The following is a 15,630-nucleotide window of genomic DNA, read 5'->3' on the forward strand; positions in this document are numbered from 1 at the left end:
CCCCGGCGTCCGCGCCTCCCGCCCCGCCCCCGCACGCGGCGGGGCGGCGCCGCTCCTCACGGGGAAACCGGGCTGCTTAACGAGGCCGATGTTCGGGAACACGCCAGAACGTGACCCCACGCATCGAGGACTATGCCCTGATCGGCGATCTGCAGACGGCCGCGCTGGTCGGCAGGAACGGTTCCGTCGACTGGCTCTGTCTGCCCCGTTTCGACTCGGGCGCCTGTTTCGCGGCCCTGCTCGGCGACGAGGAGAACGGCCACTGGCGCATCGCGCCGAAAGACGCCGACGCCTGTACCCGGCGCGGCTATGCGGGTGACTCCCTCGTCCTGGAGACGTTCTGGGAGACCCGCACCGGAACGGTCAAGGTCGTCGACTTCATGCCGCAGCGCGACCAGGAGCCCGAGGTCATGCGGATCATCGAGGGCGTCAGCGGCACCGTGGAGATGAGCTCCGTGATCCGGCTGCGGTTCGACTTCGGTTCGGTCGTGCCGTGGATGCGCCGTTCCGAGGGACACCGGGTGGCGGTCGCCGGGCCGGACTCGGTCTGGCTGCGCAGCGAACCGCCGGTCAGGACCTGGGGCCAGCAGTTCTCCACCTGCTCGTCGTTCACCGTCGCCGAAGGGGAACAGGTGGCGTTCGTCCTGACCTGGCACCCCTCGCACTCGCCCCGCCCCGATCTCGTCGACCCGTTCGAGGCGCTGAGGAGCACCCTGGCCGACTGGACCGAGTGGTCCGCGCGGTGCAAGTACCGGGGCCCGTACCGGGAGGCGGTGATCCGTTCGCTGATCACGCTGAAGGCGCTCACCTTCGGACCGACCGGCGGCATCGTGGCGGCCCCCACCACCTCGCTGCCCGAGGAGATCGGCGGCGTACGGAACTGGGACTACCGCTTCTGCTGGCTGCGGGACTCCACACTGACCCTGGGCGCGCTCATCTCCGCCGGGTACCTGGAGGAGGCGGCGGCCTGGCGGGACTGGCTGCTGCGGGCCGTCGCCGGGGATCCGGCCGACCTCCAGATCATGTACGGCCTGGCGGGCGAACGACGGCTGCCCGAGTCGGAGCTGCCGTGGCTGCGCGGCTACGAGAACTCCGGCCCGGTGCGGATCGGCAACGCCGCGGTGCGCCAACGTCAGCTTGACGTGTACGGGGAGGTCATCGACTCGCTGCGGCTCGCCCGGGAGGCGGGCCTGGACGACAAGCCGCACGCCTGGAACCTGCAGCTGAGCCTGCTCGGCTTCCTGGAGTCCACCTGGCGCGAGCCGGACGAGGGGCTGTGGGAGATCCGCGGCCAGCGCCGCCACTTCGTGCACTCCAAGGTGATGGCCTGGGTCGCCGCCGACCGTGCCGTGCGCACCCTGGAGAAGAACCCGTCACTGGCCGGGGACCCGGAGCGGTGGCGGGCGATGCGGGACGCCGTGCACCGGGAGGTGTGCGAGAAGGGGTTCGACCCGGTACGGAACACCTTCACGCAGTCCTACGGCTCCCGGAACCTGGACGCCGCGACGCTGCTGATCGCCCGGACGGGCTTCCTGCCACCGGACGATCCCCGCATCATCGGCACGATCGACGCGGTCCGCGAGGAGCTGGGCAGCGACTGTCTGGTCCGCCGCTACAGCACGGACGGCTCGTCGATCGACGGGCTGCCCGGCAGCGAGGGCGCGTTCCTCGCGTGCTCGTTCTGGCTGGCGGACGCGCTGGTGACGATCGGGCGCGCGGACGAGGCCCGGGACCTCTTCGAGCGGCTGCTGAAGCTGTGCAACGACGTGGGGTTGCTCGCCGAGGAGTTCGACACCGTCACACGCCGCCAGGTCGGCAATTTCCCGCAGGCGTTCAGCCACATCGGGCTGGTGGGCACCGCCATGGCACTGGCCGGTGAGGACACGCTGGAGGCCGACGCGGCAGGATAGGGCCATGGATCTTGGACTGAAGGACCGTGTGTACATCGTCACCGGGGCGAGCCGGGGACTGGGCAACGCCACCGCGCGTGCGCTGGCCGAGGACGGCGCACGGGTGATCATCACCGGACGGGACGCCGAGCGGGTCGAGGCAGCCGCCGCCGAACTGGGACCGGACGCCGTCGGTCTCGCCGCCGACAACTCCGACCCCGCGGCCGCGCAGCGCCTGGTGGACGGAGCGCACGAGCGGTTCGGCCGGCTCGACGGCATTCTCATCAGCGTCGGCGGGCCGGCACCCGGCCTCGTCGCGGACAACACCGACGAGCAGTGGCAGTCGGCCTTCGAGTCGGTGTTCCTGGGCGCGGTCCGGCTCGCCAGGGCCGCGGCGGCCACGCTCGGCGAGGGCGGTGTCATCGGTTTCGTGCTGTCCGGCTCCGTGTACGAGCCGATCCACGGGCTGACCATCTCCAACGGTCTGCGCCCCGGACTCGCCGGATTCGCCAAGTCCCTCGCCGACGAGCTCGGCCCCCGGGGCATCCGGGTGGTGGGCGTGCTGCCGGGCCGGATCGACACCGACCGGGTGCGCGAACTCGACGCCCTGTCGGGCGACGCGGAGACCGCCCGCGCGGCCGCCGGGGAACGCATCCCGCTGCGCCGCTACGGGACCCCGGAGGAGTTCGGCCGGACGGCGGCGTTCCTGCTCTCGCCCGCGGCGTCGTATCTGACCGGCGTCATGCTGCCGGTCGACGGCGGCTTCCGGCACGGCTTCTGAACCGGCCGGTTCCCGGAACGGGAACGGGGCCCGGGTCAGCTCACCCGCTCCGCGCGGTGCCCGACCGCGCTCAGCCGCACCTCGGCCGGCAGTTCCGCCGCCCCCGTCGAGTCGCGCGCGTGGACGAGCACCTCGTCGGTGAGCCTGCCGAGCGCCTCGTCCGGTGTCGCGTGCGGTTCCAGCAGGAGCCGCACGACGACCCGGGGGGCCTCACGGCGACCGGTCAGCGTGACCCGGGCGCGGGCCACCCCGTCCAGGGCCGTCGCCTCGTCCGCGACGGCCGCCTCCAGGGCGCGGCCCCGCAACACCGCCGCCTCACCGTCGCCGCTGTCCACCGGCACCGCGGCGAGACGGGCCCGGCGCGCCTGGGCCAGCAGCCACCACAGGGCGAGGACGACCACGACGGCGAGCGCCACGAAGACCGCCGGCCACCACCAGCCCTGGTCGCGCCAGCGGACCCGGTCGGCCTCGCTCAGCAGCACGTCGTGCCCGCCGTGCCAGGGCCACCGGGCCGGTACGGGGAGGCCGAGTCCGGCCGCGAGCACCGCGCCGCCGCCGCCGATGAGCACGAGTCCGGCCAGGCCGAGCAGTACCCGGTTGACGATCCTGCGCAACGGGCTCACCCCTTCCTCGCCGCCCGGCGGACCCGCACGGTCGTGCTCGGCCGTCCGGCCAGCCCCAGTTCCCGGACACCGGTGTCCAGGACGGTGTCCAGGTCGGTGCGTACGTCGTCGAGCTCCCGGAAGTGCGAGACCGCGCGCACCGCGATCCTGTTCCGTCCCACCCGGACCCGTACCGCCTGCACCCCGGACACCTCGACGGCCCGGTCCCGCAGGACCAGCGCCGCCGCCGCCCGGTCGAGCCCCGCCCGTACGCCCGGCCGGTCGCGGCGCATCGGCAGCAGACCGCGGAGCCCCGGAGTGAGCGCGAGCAACAGCAGCCACAGGCCGGTCGCCGCGGCCACCGCCGCACCGGTCAGCACCCACACGTCGTGCAGGGGACGGTCCGCGAGCTCCCGGGCCAGTACCCGGCGCCACCGCATCGCCGGCCGGTCGGCCCGTACCGCCGCGACGTCGTAGAGCAGCAGTCCCGCGCCGCCGAGGACCAGCAGGGCGAGGAGCGCCGCGGGGATGCGGCGCGCGGACCAGAAGCGGTGCGCCCGGCCGTCGCTCCGCCCCGGCGCGGGCGGTGGGTCGTACGTGGCGCAGGAGGCGGACCCGTCGTGTTCGAGCACGTCTCCCCGTTCGGCCGGCCGGGTGCCGGACGGTCGCCCGGTCCCGTGCCGCGGGTCGTGGGGCCCGGTCATCGGACCCTCCCCCGGGCCGTGCCGTCCGCCGCCACCGGATGCAGGCGCTCGACCCGCACGGCGACCTCGGGCACGTCCATTCCCGCCAGCGCCCGCACCCGTCGGGCGACATGACGGCGCACCCCACCGCACTGCCGGCCGATGTCGGACGGGTATCCGAGCTCCAGGACGACCCGTACCCGGGCACTGTCCCGGTGCACCGTGACCGTCGCACGCGGCGCCGTGCCCCCCTCGGGAGGTGCGTCGATCGCCTCCTTCGCGGCCTGTGCGGCGATCTTCGCGATCACCCGGTCGGCGATCCCGGTCGCTCCGCGCTCCGCCGCGGCCACTCCGCCTCCCGTCCCCGGCGCCCCCGGCACGTCCGTCACCGCGGCCGGTCGCCGCGGTCGCGACCGCGGAAGAAGTCACCGGGTTCCAGGTCGCCCTCCAGGAACCGGCCGACCACGAAGCCGACCGCCCCCAGGGCCGCCACCAGCAGGAAGGCCCCGAATCCGCCGAAGTACCCGGCGAATCCGAGCGCCATGCCGGCCACCATGCCGACCACCGCCATGCTCATCGTGCGCTCCTCAACTGCCTCGGTCACCGGGCTCACCGGGCATACCTGTTCCGGACGTGCCTACTGGAGACGTGGCTCGGGCCGGTCCTCGTCGTCGTCCTCGTCGGGCAGCTTCACATCGCTCACCGCGATGTTGACCTCGACGACCTCCAGGCCGGTCATCCGCTCGACCGCCGCGATGACGTTCTCGCGCACGTCACGGGCGACATCCGCGATCGACACGCCGTAGTCGACGACGATCTCCAGGTCGAGGGCGGTCTGCGACTCGCCGACCTCCGCCTTCACTCCCCGCGTGACGGTCTTGCCGCCCCCGGGCACCCGGTCGCGGACCGCTCCGAGCGTGCGTGAGAACCCGCTGCCCATCGCGTGGACACCGACCACGTCACGCGCCGCCATGCCCGCGATCTTCTCGACCACACCGTCCGCGATGGTCGTGCGGCCACGGTCGGCGGGATCTCCCCCGCCGCGTCTGGTGGGTTGAACCGGTTCCTTGTCGGGGTTCTCGGGACGGACCCGGTGTGTGGTGTCGGTCATCGCCACTCATCCCTTCGGGGCAGGTCGAGGCTCATTACCCACATCCTCTTTGCCCACATTAGGTGCGCTTGTCCCGTCTCGCGTCGTGGATGCGGCAGGCTGGGCCGATGACAACGGCTGACAGCCCGCACAGGGGCGACGGATGGGCGGCGGCGGTCCGTCGCCGGACCGGTCTCGGCCGGCTGCTTCCCCTGGGTGGCCCGGCGGACGGGGCGTGGATCTCGGAGCGGGCCGCCGTCGCGGTGCTGCGCGACGCGACGAGCGGGCCGGGGGCCGGACCGGTGCTCGGGAGGCTCCGGATCCGTGCGGCCGGTCCGGCCCCGACCCCGGGACCGGGGCCGGAGCCGCCCCCCGGCGCGCTCCCGCCGGGACCGCTGCGGATGGAGGCGGACATGTCGGCGGTGCCGGGCAGGCCGTTGCCCGCCGAGGCCGCGGCGTTGCGCTCGTCGTTGCTGGCGGCGGCCGACCGGAATGTGGGCCTGGTGGTGTCCGAGGTGGACGTACACGTGACGGAGCTGGTGGAGACGCCTCCCGGGCCCCGGGCAGCGGCACCGGTCGAGGTGCACCCGGCTCGGCCGGAGGGGCCTCGGGGGGCCGCCGCCGCGGAGGTGCCCGGTGTGGCGACGCTGACCCGGGTGCTCGGCGGCGCCGTGCACGCGGGCCCCGGTCATGTCCGTATCGAGCTGGCGACGGAGCCGGGCCACCGGGTGCTCGACGTGGCGCGAGCGGTGCGGACCGCGGTGGTGAACGCGTCGGCGGACCGGCCGTCGGTGGTCGTCCTGGTCACGGCGGTGGTGGGGCGGGACGACGTCCCGCAGGCCCCGTCCGGCGCGTTCAGTCGGTGATGCCCGCCAGGTCACGCAGACGGCGGCCCTGCGCGGCGCGTTCGGCGGCGCGCTGCTCCTCGTAGCCCCGGGAGACGGCACCGCTCAGCAACGCCTTGGTCTCGACCACCGCGTCGCGCGGAGCGGCGAGCAGCGCGGCGGCCAGGTCACGGGTCGCCGCGTCCAGTTCGCCGACGGGGACCACCAGGTTGGCAAGGCCGGTGCGCTCGGCCTCCTCCGCCTGCACGAAGCGGCCCGTGGCGCAGATTTCGAGCGCCCGGGCGTACCCCACCAGGTGCACCAGGGCGTGCGTGCCGGTGAGGTCGGGAACCAGCCCGAGGCTGGTCTCCCTCATGGCGAACTGCACGTCCTCGGCAACGATCCGCAGATCGCAGGCGAGGGCGAGCTGGAAGCCCGCACCGATCGCGTGCCCCTGGACCGCCGCGACGGACACGATGTCGTTGCGACGCCACCAGGTGAACGCCTCCTGGTACGCGGCGATGGTCGCGTCGAGTTCGGCCTCCGTGCCGCGCGCCATGTCGAGGAAGGACGGCTCCGCGTCGAACCCCTCGGGCGTGAACGCCTGACGGTCGAGACCCGCGGAGAAGGACTTGCCCTCGCCGCGGAGCACGACGACCCGCACCGTACCGGGCAGCGCCCGTCCGGCCTCGGTCAACGCCCGCCACAGAGCGGGAGACTGGGCGTTGCGCCTGGCCGGATTGGTGAGGGTCACCGTGGCGATCGCGTCGTCGACGGTGAGTCGTACGCCGTCCTTGTCGAGCACGGAGTCGAGCGAGGTCATGAGAGCCTCCGGATCGGTTCAGTCTCCACGCCGAACAGCATGTCCGGCTAAGTGACTGAACAGTAACCACCCGGGCGACATCATGGTCGACCGGGTGACCACCGCCGGAAACCGGTGGTCTCCGGGACGGCTCGGACGACCTGCTCCGATCCGCCGAAACCCTCAGAACCCGTCGGGCGACCCGTGATCGAGCGGCTCGAAGACCGCCCGACAGGCTCTCAGGCCGTGACGGCCTTCTTGCCTCGTGTCGCCCCGCCGCGTCCGCGCAGCGTGACTCCGGACTCGCTGAGCATCCGGTGGACGAATCCGTAGGAGCGGCCGGTCTCTTCGGCCAACGCCCGGATGCTCGCACCGGAGTCGTACTTCTTCTTCAGGTCTGCCGCGAGCTTGTCGCGCGCGGCGCCGGTAACCCGGCTGCCCTTCTTCAGAGTCTCGGCCACCCGTGCCTCCTCATGGGAAGTGCGCTCTGGACTCTCATGATCACCCCTCATGGGCTTCATGGCCACCCATTCGACAAGGTCGGCACAACCGGATTCCCGTCGGAAAAGGGGCCCGACACCGTGGGAATCCCGCGTTCCACGGGTCCGCGGCGGCGAGCCGGAACGGCTCGGGAAAGGAACCACCAGGTCAGGGCCACACGGGTTCGGTGCCCGCCATATGGGTGCGCCCGGCAGGTATCTGCCGGGCGTCACGGCGTGGTACGAGACGTACTCACGCAGATGATGGATCACGCATGGGCCGAATGATCCATACGGAGTGGATCAGTGACGGGTCGCGTGTTGACGGGGAGCGGGCCGCGGGGTGGCCGGACGGGCTCTCAGGCCAGCGCGACCAGGTCCCGGTAGTCCGCCCCCCACAGGTCCTCGACCCCGTCCGGGAGCAGGATGATGCGTTCCGGCTGGAGGGCCTCGACCGCTCCCTCGTCGTGGGTGACGAGGACGACGGCGCCCTTGTACGTGCGCAGCGCGCCGAGGATCTCCTCGCGGCTTGCCGGGTCGAGGTTGTTGGTCGGCTCGTCCAGGAGCAGCACATTGGCGGAGGACACCACCAGGGTCGCCAGCGCGAGGCGGGTCTTCTCACCGCCGGAGAGCACCCCGGCGGGCTTGTCGACGTCGTCGCCGGAGAAGAGGAACGAGCCCAGCGTCTTGCGGACGTCGACGAGGTCGAGGTCGGGCGCCGCCGAGCGCATGTTCTCCAGGACCGTGCGGTCCGGGTCGAGGGTCTCGTGCTCCTGGGCGTAGTAGCCGAGCTTGAGTCCGTGGCCCTCGACGATCCGGCCGGTGTCGGCCTTCTCGGCGCCGCCGAGGAGCCGCAGCAGGGTGGTCTTCCCGGCGCCGTTGAGGCCGAGGATGACGACCCGGGAGCCCTTGTCGATGGCGAGGTCGACGTCGGTGAAGATCTCCAGCGAGCCGTACGACTTGGACAGGCCCTCCGCCATCAGGGGGGTCTTGCCGCACGGCGCGGGCTCGGGGAAGCGCAGCTTGGCGACCTTGTCGGCGACCCGGACGGCCTCCAGGCCGGAGAGCAGCCGCTCGGCGCGCTTGGCCATGTTCTGCGCGGCGACGGTCTTGGTGGCCTTGGCGCGCATCTTGTCGGCCTGCGAGTTGAGGGCCGCCGCCTTCTTCTCGGCGTTCTGCCGCTCGCGCTTGCGGCGCCTCTCGTCGGCCTCACGCTGCTGCTGGTAGAGCTTCCAGCCCATGTTGTAGACGTCGATCTGCGAGCGGTTGGCGTCGAGGTAGAAGACCTTGTTGACGACCGTCTCGACGAGTTCCTCGTCGTGGGAGATCACGATGAAGCCGCCGCGGTAGGTCTTGAGGTAGTCGCGCAGCCAGATGATCGAGTCGGCGTCGAGGTGGTTGGTCGGCTCGTCGAGCAGCAGGATGTCGGCGTCCGAGAACAGGATGCGGGCCAGTTCCACACGGCGGCGCTGACCGCCGGAGAGTGTGTGCAGCGGCTGCCCGAGCACCCGGTCGGGCAGGCTGAGCGCGGCGGCGATGGTGGCGGCCTCGGCCTCGGCGGCGTAGCCGCCCTTGGTGAGGAACTCCGTCTCCAGGCGCTCGTACTTCTTCATCGCCTTCTCGCGGGTGGCGCCCTTGCCGTTGGCCATCCGGTCCTCGTTCTCGCGCATCTTGCGCAGGATCTCGTCGAGGCCGCGGGCGGAGAGGATGCGGTCGCGGGCGAGTACGTCGAGGTCGCCGGTGCGCGGGTCCTGCGGGAGGTAGCCGACCTCGCCGGAGCGGGTGATGGTGCCGCCCCCGGGGCTGCCCTCTCCCGCGAGGCATTTGGTGAGGGTGGTCTTGCCCGCCCCGTTGCGGCCGACGAGGCCGATGCGGTCGCCCTTGGCGATGCGGAAGGAAGCGGATTCGATGAGGACGCGGGCACCGGCGCGCAACTCGATGCCGGAAGCGGTGATCACGGTAAAACTCCAGGGCGGGGAGGGACGGCGGACGGGGCGAGGGCGGAGTCGTCTCGACGCCGTTTAATGCACAAGGAGAATTGCCATACGGCTCATTCTACTGGCGGTGTGCAACTGCTTTTCCGCGTGTGCCGACGACCCGCGCGGGGCCCGCCCCGGCGCACGCCGTCCTCCCCACCCCGCCGCTCGGTACCGTCGGGCGCTCGGGGATGATCTGGCCAATACTCGGCGCAGGTGGCCGTTCCACCACGGCCGGAACGGAGAGAGTGACAGCCATGCAGTTCGACGACGACGCCGGTCTGGACACGTCCGAGGTCCAGGACGTCCGCGGCAGCCGCGTTCCGGGCGGCAGGGCCACCGTGGGCGGCGGCATCGTGGGCGTCGTCGCACTGCTGCTGGGGCTGTTCTTCGGCATCGGCCCCGACGAGCTGGGGCTGTCGTCCGGTGATTCGGGCACGACGGCGACCGCCTCCTCGGCGGCGCAGGTGCAGGAGTCCTGCCGGACCGGGCGGGACGCAAACACGCGGGACGACTGCCGGACGGTCGCGGTGGTCAACAGCGTGCAGGACTTCTGGAGCGGTGAGTTCCGCAGGCGCGGCAGGACGTACACGAACGCGCCGACGGTCCTGTTCACCGACCGGGTCGGCACCGCGTGCGGCTCCGCGACCTCGGCGGTCGGTCCGTTCTACTGCCCCGGCGACCGGAAGGTCTACCTGGACCTGGGGTTCTTCGGCGAGCTGCGGACGAAGTTCGGCGCCTCCGGCGGCCCGTTCGCCCAGGCGTACGTCATCGCCCACGAGTACGGGCACCATGTGCAGGACCTGATGGGAACGCTGGGCCGGACCCAGGACGGGCGTACCGGCGCGAACAGCAACGCGGTCCGGGTGGAGCTGCAGGCGGACTGCTACGCCGGGGTCTGGGCGCACCACGCGACGACCACACCCGACGAGTCGACCGGCCGGCCGCTGATCACGTCGCTGACGCAGGCCGACATCCGGGACGGTCTCGACGCGGCGGCGGCGGTCGGCGACGACCGCATCCAGGAGAGGTTCCAGGGACGGGTGGCACCGGAGGCCTGGACGCACGGCTCGGCCGCGCAGCGGCAGCAGTGGTTCACCACGGGCTACCGCGGCGGCGCCATGAGCGCCTGCGACACCTTCCGCTGAGCGACCGGGCGGCGGCACGACCGGTCAGCTCCGCCACCGGGCCCTCCCGGCGCCCCGGAACCGCACGCACCGTGCCCCGTCCGCCCTCCGGCCGAAGGCCACCCGGCAGCCTCTCAGACGCCGCCGGTGTGCACCTGGAACGCGGCCCGGCGCACCGCTTTGGCCAGGGCGGGGTCCGGGTGGGCGGCGGCCAGGGCGACCAGTACCTGCACGGTGCGCGGATGGCCGACGGCCCTCACCTCGTCGAGGAGCGCCGGCACCGTGCCCTGGACGGCGGAGTCGAGGTGGCGGACCAGCAGGCCGGTCTCGCCGTGGTCGGCGACGGCCGCCGCGGTGTCGACCCAGAGCCAGGTGGCCTCCTCCCGGCTGAGGACGTCCTGGGCGTCCTCGGGGTCGGTCCCGTCGTACTCGGCGAGCCACAGCAGCGCGTAGGGGCGGAGCGAGGTGTCGTCGAGGACGGCGCGCACCTCGGGTTCGGCGGGCGCGCCGACGACGCGGAGCGCCTCGAAGGCGAGCCCGCGCAGCAGTGCGTCCTCGCCGCGGGCGACGGCGAGGATTTCGGCGACGGCGCTGCCCACGGTGCGGGCGGCGAGCCAGGCGCGGTATTCGTCGCGGGCCGGGCCCGGGGTGAGCCGGGCGCAGCCGAGCAGCATGTCGGCTGCGGACTGCTCGATGTTCCCCGCCGGGCTCTGGGCGGCGACGCAGATCTGCTCCAGCTTGACCCAGACCGCCCAGTTGCCGAGCGGGGTGAGGGTGGCGTGCCCGGTGTCGAGGGTGAGCGCGCCGACGGCGGCCAGCCCCTCCAGCGCCCAGTCCAGGAGCAGGGCGATCAGCTCGGCCGGGTGCGCGGGAGCGGGCTCGGCCGGTTCGGACCGCGGCCCGTACGGCACCTCGCAGCGCTCCTCGCGGAGTTCCGCGACGCGCTGTTCCAGGAGGTCCAGGAGGGCGGGCACGGCGACCGGGCCGGCCGAGAGCTGGAGGAGGGAGAGCACCTGGGGGACGGCCTCGACGGACTCGGCGACCGCGGCGGGCTCGACGCCGTCGGGGGCCGGGTGGACGAGTGACCAGGCGTCGAAGAGCGCCACCCAGCCGCGGAGCACGGCGGAGTCGTCGCGGTCCCAGGCGCGCAGCCGCCAGCCGGGGCGCGCGGTGTCGCCGTGCAGTTCGACGAGACCGGCGAGACGGGCCCGGTCCCAGCCCGAGCGCACCTGGGCCGGGGACAGTTCCAGGGCCGTGGCCGCCCGTTCGAGCGCCTGGGCGGCGGGCGGGGGCGCGCCCGGGATCGCGCCGTCGGCCGCCCAGCGGGCGATCCGTACGGCGTCGGCGAGGGCTGCCCTGGCCTGGCGAGCCAGTTCCGCCCGGGGAGGGGTGCCCTCCGGGGGGCGGGGGGCCGGCCTGGTGCGCCGGGTGGTCACTGCCTTGCGAGCGGTGGCGAGGGGTCGCGGGCGGACAAGTCGAAGCCTGGAGTCGCGCGGGGTACGGGACGTCACGGAGAGCAGTCTTGCCCCTGACAGCCCGAAAGCCCAAACGGAACCCCAATTCGCGGTGCCGGGGCAGGTGGACGCCGGTCCGGCACCAATCGGCCGATCCCTGCCATCGGATCACATCAGGGGCGTGAGGAAGCGGCGCAGGGTCTCCTCGTAGTGCGCCGGGTCGGCGTTCCACATTGCCGCATGCGGAGCCTGTGGGACGGTGTGCAGGGAGACCAGTTCCGGGCGGCGGGCGGCGAGCTCGCGGGAGGGCTGCCAGGGGGCCAGGGTGTCGTCCGGGCCGTGGAAGATCAGGGTCGGGGCGCGCAGCGCCGGCGCGAGCGAGCCGTCCAGGAGGCGCGCGTCCTGCAATCCGGTCTGTCCCTGGACGGCGCGGACGGCGAGCGGCAGCAGGGCCGGCGGGACGCCGCGGGCGACGGCGAGGGCGCGCAGCGTGGCGGCCCGGTCCAGCACCGGGGAGTCGAGGACGAGGCCGCAGATCCGGTCGCGGAGCGCGGAGTCGACGGCCGCGTGCAGGGCCATCGAGGCGCCGGTGGACCAGCCGTGCACGACGACCTTCTCGGCCCCGTACCGCACGGCGAAGCGGATCGCCGCGTCCAGGTCGCGCCATTCGGACGCGCCGAGGTGCGAGAGGCCGTCCGGGGAGCGCGGCGTCCCGGCGTCGCCGCGGTAGGCGAGGTCGAGGACGGGCAGGCGCAGGTCGTGCAGGAACTCCATGACGTTCATGGGGTGTTCCCTGGTGGTGCCGAGGCCGTGCACGGTGATGACCCAGGTGTCGCGGGCGCCGGGCAGGAACCAGGCGGGCAGGGCGCCGAGTTCGCCGGGGATCTCGACCTCCTGGTGGTCGAGGCCGAGTGCCGAGGACGGGTCCCCCTCGTGCAGCTGGGGGGTGATCCGGACCCTGGCGCCGGGCTCCGGGCTGCCCCGGTCGACGCGTTCCAGTCTGCGGACGACGGTGTCGGGGGCGTGGTGGGCGCCTTCGAGCACCGGGCCGACGACGGCGTGCGTGTCGTCGGACACGAGTCCGTACGTGCCCGGCCGCAAGGATGTGAAGGAGCGTGTCAGGGTGACGCGTCCGGGCGCCGTGGCGTGCACGGTGAGTCCGCGGTCGGTGGGGAACGGCCGCCCGGGCGGCGTCCCGAGGGCGGCGTCACCGGCGTACCGGCCGGCCGCGACGGCTGCCGCGCCGAGGCCGAGGATCGTGGTGACGGCTGCTGCCGTGACTGTTGCCGGGCGCACCGCTTCAGTGTCGTCGGGCGGGTCGTGCCCCGCCACCGGACAGCCGCTGTCCCGGTGGCGGGGGGGGCGGACGTGTCCGGGGCTGCCGGACGGGTCACCGCTGCTGCCCGTACCCCTTCAGGGCCTCGCTCACGTCGTGCAGCTGGGCCGGGGAGAGCAGGTTCGGGGAGAGGCCGGGGACCGAGCTCGCGGCGAGCCAGAGCCTGCAGAGCCATTCCAGTTGCGCGGTCCGGTCGTACGCCTCGTCCAGTGTGGTGCCGTACGTGACGGTGCCGTGGTTCCCGAGCAGGCAGCCGGTGCGGTCGCGCAGGGCGGCGAGCATGTTCTCGGCGAGTTCGTCGGTTCCGTAGCGCGCGTAGGCCGCCACCCGGACGGGGCCCCCGAGCAGGGCGGCGGCGTAGTGGATCGGCGGGACCTCGCGGACCAGGGTCGAGACGGCCGTGGCGTGCACCGCGTGGGTGTGCACGACGGCTGCGGCGTCACTGTTCCGGTAGACCGCGAGGTGGAGCGGGAGTTCGCTGGTGGGGACGAGGTCGCCGAGAACACGGTTTCCCTCCGGATCGACGCCGACCAGGTCCTTCGGGCCGAGCCGTTCGTACGGCACCCCGCTCGGGGTGACCAGGATCGTGTCGCCGACCCTCGCGGACACGTTTCCCGATGTGCCGACGACGAGGCCCTCGGCCGCCGTCCTGCGGGCGGTGGCGACGACGCCCGCCCAGGCCCGTTCGATCGGGTCCAGCTGCTGATCGGTCATGCGGTGATCCTGTCAGCGCGCGCGGTGTACGTACACGCGGCTGGCGGGAAGGCCACCGCGGGTGACGCAGAATTCGGCGACGCCCGTCACGGACACCGCAATGCCCTTCCCAGTTCATCTCCCGTTCACCCAGGTTGCCTACGGTCCACGTGCCAATGACGTCGAACGATTGCCTGGGTAAATGGAACACATCACGCTGCTCCTCGCGATTGTGATCGTGACAGCTCTAGTGTTCGATTTCACGAACGGTTTCCACGACACCGCCAACGCGATGGCGACCACCATCTCGACCGGCGCTCTGAAACCGAAGACCGCGGTGGCCATGTCCGCCGTCCTCAATCTCGTCGGCGCGTTCCTGTCCGTGGAGGTCGCCAGAACGATCTCCGGAGGGATCGTCAACGAGGACGGGTTGCGGACGGAGGTCATCTTCGCGGCACTCGTCGGCGCCATCCTGTGGAATCTGCTGACCTGGCTGGTCGGACTGCCGTCCAGTTCCTCGCACGCCCTGTTCGGCGGCCTGATCGGCGCGGCGGTGATGTCGGCCGGCTGGTCGTCGGTCAACGGCGGCACCGTCGTCACCAAGGTGCTGATCCCGGCACTCGCCGCCCCGATCGTCGCCGGCGCTGCGGCGCTGCTGGCCACCAGGCTGACGTACCGGATCGGCGGGAAGATCCGTGACGAGGCCCAGGAGAAGGCCACCGCCAAGGGGTACCGCGCCGGTCAGATCGCCTCGGCCGGGCTGGTCTCCCTCGCCCACGGCACCAACGACGCGCAGAAGACCATGGGCATCATCACGCTGGCCCTGGTGACCGGCGGGGTGCTGCACCCGGGCGCCAACCCGCCGGTCTGGGTGATCGTGTCCGCGGGCATGGCCATCGCGCTCGGCACCTACCTGGGCGGCTGGCGGATCATCCGCACGATGGGCAGCGGCCTCACCGACCTCAGGCCGCCGCAGGGCTTCGCCGCCCAGACCAGCGCGGCCACGGTCATCCTGGCCTCCTCCCACCTCGGGTTCTCCCTCTCCACCACCCAGTCCTGCTCCGGCGCGGTGATGGGCGCGGGTCTCGGCCGCCGGGGCGGCGTGGTCCGCTGGTCCACCGCGACCCGGATGTTCGTCGCCTGGGGCCTGACCCTGCCGGCCGCGGGTCTGGTCGGCGCGGGCGCGGAGTTCCTGACGAAGCAGGGCACCTGGGGCGTCGTCGTGGTCGCGGCGCTGCTGGTCGCGGGTTCCGGCTCGATCTGGCTGCTGTCGCGCCGCAAGCCGGTCGGCCACGACGATGTGGCACCGGGCGATGTCGCACCGGCCGGGGACCGTGTCGAGCCCGCCGGAGTCGTCACCACGGCCATCGCCGCCGTCAGCCCGCCGCCGACCGTCGCGGCCCACGCCACGGCGCAGGACCTCATGACCACCATTCCGGCCCCGGCCACCGTCGCCGCCGTCCAGGACCCGGCACGCCCGGCCACCGTCTGACGACCAAGGAATCAGCATGAAAATCGACTGGGCGGCCCTCGCCTCCGTCTTCGGTGTGTCCCTCGTCGTCACCGTCGCGCTGGTGGGCCTCTTCACCCTGGGCATCGTCGGTCTCGCCAAACAGCCGGGCCCGGCGGCCCGGGGCGGCTCCGGCGGGTCGCGGCTGCCTGCCCGCGCGGGCGCCTACGTCTGCTTCGCGCTGTGCGCGGCGGCGGTCGCCTACGGGATCTTCCTGATCGTCGCCTGACCCCTCCCCCGCCGCACTCCCGTCGGGGCGGGCCCCCCCCCCCCGGGGGGCCCCCCCCCCGGGGCCCCCGCCCCCCGGGGGGGGGGGGCCCCCCCGCCGGCGGCGGGCCACGGCCAGTTTTAGGGGGGGGTCGGGGGGGGGGGGTGGGGCCGATA

At 73.1% G+C, this 15,630-nt stretch carries 17 protein-coding genes; 6 read left to right on the top strand and 11 right to left on the bottom strand.

Features of this window, described 5'->3' with window-relative positions:
- Positions 1-110: 110 nt before the first annotated feature.
- Together ACF1CT_RS36185 and ACF1CT_RS36190 are read left to right on the top strand one after the other, a co-directional pair.
- Positions 111-1,910, top strand: a complete 1,800-nt coding sequence (locus ACF1CT_RS36185) for a glycoside hydrolase family 15 protein (RefSeq protein ID WP_391788275.1) — start codon at positions 111-113, stop codon at positions 1,908-1,910.
- A gap of 4 nt (positions 1,911-1,914) precedes the next feature.
- On the top strand, positions 1,915-2,670 hold the full coding sequence (locus ACF1CT_RS36190) for an SDR family oxidoreductase (protein ID WP_391788276.1): 756 nt from the start codon (positions 1,915-1,917) through the stop codon (positions 2,668-2,670).
- 35 nt (positions 2,671-2,705) lie between these two features.
- Here the strand turns inward: ACF1CT_RS36190 and amaP are convergent, their stop codons facing one another.
- The 5 genes from amaP to ACF1CT_RS36215 are packed head-to-tail and all read right to left on the bottom strand — an operon-like array spanning position 2,706 to position 5,066.
- Positions 2,706-3,284, bottom strand: coding sequence for an alkaline shock response membrane anchor protein AmaP (amaP, locus tag ACF1CT_RS36195; protein WP_391788293.1), 579 nt, complete (start codon positions 3,282-3,284; stop codon positions 2,706-2,708).
- 5 nt (positions 3,285-3,289) lie between these two features.
- Positions 3,290-3,976 (bottom strand): DUF6286 domain-containing protein, encoded by a 687-nt coding sequence (locus ACF1CT_RS36200; RefSeq protein ID WP_391788277.1) that lies wholly within the window; start codon positions 3,974-3,976, stop codon positions 3,290-3,292.
- Positions 3,973-4,335 carry a hypothetical protein gene (locus tag ACF1CT_RS36205; protein ID WP_391788278.1) on the bottom strand — a complete coding sequence of 121 codons (363 nt, stop codon included), beginning with the start codon at positions 4,333-4,335 and terminating at the stop codon, positions 3,973-3,975. The genes ACF1CT_RS36200 and ACF1CT_RS36205 overlap by 4 nt, the downstream gene beginning before the upstream one ends.
- Before the next feature lie 5 nt (positions 4,336-4,340).
- Complete coding sequence (locus ACF1CT_RS36210) at positions 4,341-4,532, bottom strand: hypothetical protein (protein ID WP_391788294.1); 192 nt, start codon at positions 4,530-4,532, stop codon at positions 4,341-4,343.
- A 60-nt stretch (positions 4,533-4,592) separates the two neighbouring features.
- Positions 4,593-5,066, bottom strand: a complete 474-nt coding sequence (locus ACF1CT_RS36215; RefSeq protein WP_391788279.1) for an Asp23/Gls24 family envelope stress response protein — start codon at positions 5,064-5,066, stop codon at positions 4,593-4,595.
- A 107-nt stretch (positions 5,067-5,173) separates the two neighbouring features.
- On the opposite strand from ACF1CT_RS36215, the gene ACF1CT_RS36220 reads away from it, so the two are divergent.
- Complete coding sequence (locus tag ACF1CT_RS36220) at positions 5,174-5,911, top strand: hypothetical protein (RefSeq protein ID WP_391788280.1); 738 nt, start codon at positions 5,174-5,176, stop codon at positions 5,909-5,911.
- On the opposite strand, the gene ACF1CT_RS36225 is transcribed toward ACF1CT_RS36220, so the two are convergent.
- The 3 genes from ACF1CT_RS36225 to abc-f form a co-directional block, all read right to left on the bottom strand.
- Positions 5,901-6,692, bottom strand: a complete 792-nt coding sequence (locus ACF1CT_RS36225) for an enoyl-CoA hydratase/isomerase family protein (RefSeq protein ID WP_391788281.1) — start codon at positions 6,690-6,692, stop codon at positions 5,901-5,903. The two genes, ACF1CT_RS36220 and ACF1CT_RS36225, sit on opposite strands and share 11 nt — an antisense overlap.
- Before the next feature lie 218 nt (positions 6,693-6,910).
- Positions 6,911-7,132 carry a helix-turn-helix domain-containing protein gene (locus ACF1CT_RS36230; RefSeq protein ID WP_391788282.1) on the bottom strand — a complete coding sequence of 74 codons (222 nt, stop codon included), beginning with the start codon at positions 7,130-7,132 and terminating at the stop codon, positions 6,911-6,913.
- 377 nt (positions 7,133-7,509) lie between these two features.
- A complete protein-coding gene (abc-f, locus tag ACF1CT_RS36235; RefSeq protein WP_391788283.1) occupies positions 7,510-9,108 on the bottom strand; it encodes a ribosomal protection-like ABC-F family protein in 1,599 nt (532 codons plus the stop codon).
- Between the two features lie 275 nt (positions 9,109-9,383).
- Between abc-f and ACF1CT_RS36240 the strand changes: the two genes are divergently transcribed.
- Positions 9,384-10,274, top strand: a complete 891-nt coding sequence (locus tag ACF1CT_RS36240) for a neutral zinc metallopeptidase (protein ID WP_391788284.1) — start codon at positions 9,384-9,386, stop codon at positions 10,272-10,274.
- A gap of 113 nt (positions 10,275-10,387) precedes the next feature.
- Here ACF1CT_RS36240 and ACF1CT_RS36245 read toward each other — a convergent pair whose 3' ends face one another.
- The 3 genes from ACF1CT_RS36245 to ACF1CT_RS36255 all read right to left on the bottom strand — a co-directional run bounded on the left by ACF1CT_RS36245 (position 10,388) and on the right by ACF1CT_RS36255 (position 13,757).
- Positions 10,388-11,689 carry a hypothetical protein gene (locus ACF1CT_RS36245; protein WP_391788295.1) on the bottom strand — a complete coding sequence of 434 codons (1,302 nt, stop codon included), beginning with the start codon at positions 11,687-11,689 and terminating at the stop codon, positions 10,388-10,390.
- Between the two features lie 186 nt (positions 11,690-11,875).
- Complete coding sequence (locus ACF1CT_RS36250; RefSeq protein ID WP_391788285.1) at positions 11,876-13,003, bottom strand: alpha/beta hydrolase; 1,128 nt, start codon at positions 13,001-13,003, stop codon at positions 11,876-11,878.
- 94 nt (positions 13,004-13,097) lie between these two features.
- Positions 13,098-13,757, bottom strand: coding sequence for a class II aldolase/adducin family protein (locus ACF1CT_RS36255; RefSeq protein WP_391788286.1), 660 nt, complete (start codon positions 13,755-13,757; stop codon positions 13,098-13,100).
- 181 nt (positions 13,758-13,938) lie between these two features.
- Between ACF1CT_RS36255 and ACF1CT_RS36260 the strand changes: the two genes are divergently transcribed.
- Both ACF1CT_RS36260 and ACF1CT_RS36265 read left to right on the top strand, forming a co-directional pair.
- On the top strand, positions 13,939-15,228 hold the full coding sequence (locus ACF1CT_RS36260) for an anion permease (RefSeq protein WP_391788287.1): 1,290 nt from the start codon (positions 13,939-13,941) through the stop codon (positions 15,226-15,228).
- A gap of 16 nt (positions 15,229-15,244) precedes the next feature.
- Complete coding sequence (locus tag ACF1CT_RS36265) at positions 15,245-15,475, top strand: hypothetical protein (protein WP_391788288.1); 231 nt, start codon at positions 15,245-15,247, stop codon at positions 15,473-15,475.
- Positions 15,476-15,630 lie beyond the last annotated feature (155 nt).

Origin of the sequence: Streptomyces sp. NPDC014734, from assembly GCF_043083325.1 — a bacterium.
Taxonomy (GTDB): Bacteria; Actinomycetota; Actinomycetes; order Streptomycetales; family Streptomycetaceae; genus Streptomyces.

Bases quoted from the DNA above. Each gene is read 5' to 3' on its own strand.
- ACF1CT_RS36260 (WP_391788287.1), top strand. From the start codon at position 13,939: ATGGAACACATCACGCTGCTCCTCGCGATTGTGATCGTGACAGCTCTA.
- ACF1CT_RS36200 (WP_391788277.1), bottom strand. From the start codon at position 3,976: ATGACCGGGCCCCACGACCCGCGGCACGGGACCGGGCGACCGTCCGGC.
- ACF1CT_RS36255 (WP_391788286.1), bottom strand. From the start codon at position 13,757: ATGACCGATCAGCAGCTGGACCCGATCGAACGGGCCTGGGCGGGCGTC.
- ACF1CT_RS36210 (WP_391788294.1), bottom strand. From the start codon at position 4,532: ATGAGCATGGCGGTGGTCGGCATGGTGGCCGGCATGGCGCTCGGATTC.
- ACF1CT_RS36225 (WP_391788281.1), bottom strand. From the start codon at position 6,692: ATGACCTCGCTCGACTCCGTGCTCGACAAGGACGGCGTACGACTCACC.
- ACF1CT_RS36265 (WP_391788288.1), top strand. From the start codon at position 15,245: ATGAAAATCGACTGGGCGGCCCTCGCCTCCGTCTTCGGTGTGTCCCTC.
- ACF1CT_RS36190 (WP_391788276.1), top strand. From the start codon at position 1,915: ATGGATCTTGGACTGAAGGACCGTGTGTACATCGTCACCGGGGCGAGC.
- ACF1CT_RS36220 (WP_391788280.1), top strand. From the start codon at position 5,174: ATGACAACGGCTGACAGCCCGCACAGGGGCGACGGATGGGCGGCGGCG.
- ACF1CT_RS36240 (WP_391788284.1), top strand. From the start codon at position 9,384: ATGCAGTTCGACGACGACGCCGGTCTGGACACGTCCGAGGTCCAGGAC.
- ACF1CT_RS36215 (WP_391788279.1), bottom strand. From the start codon at position 5,066: ATGACCGACACCACACACCGGGTCCGTCCCGAGAACCCCGACAAGGAA.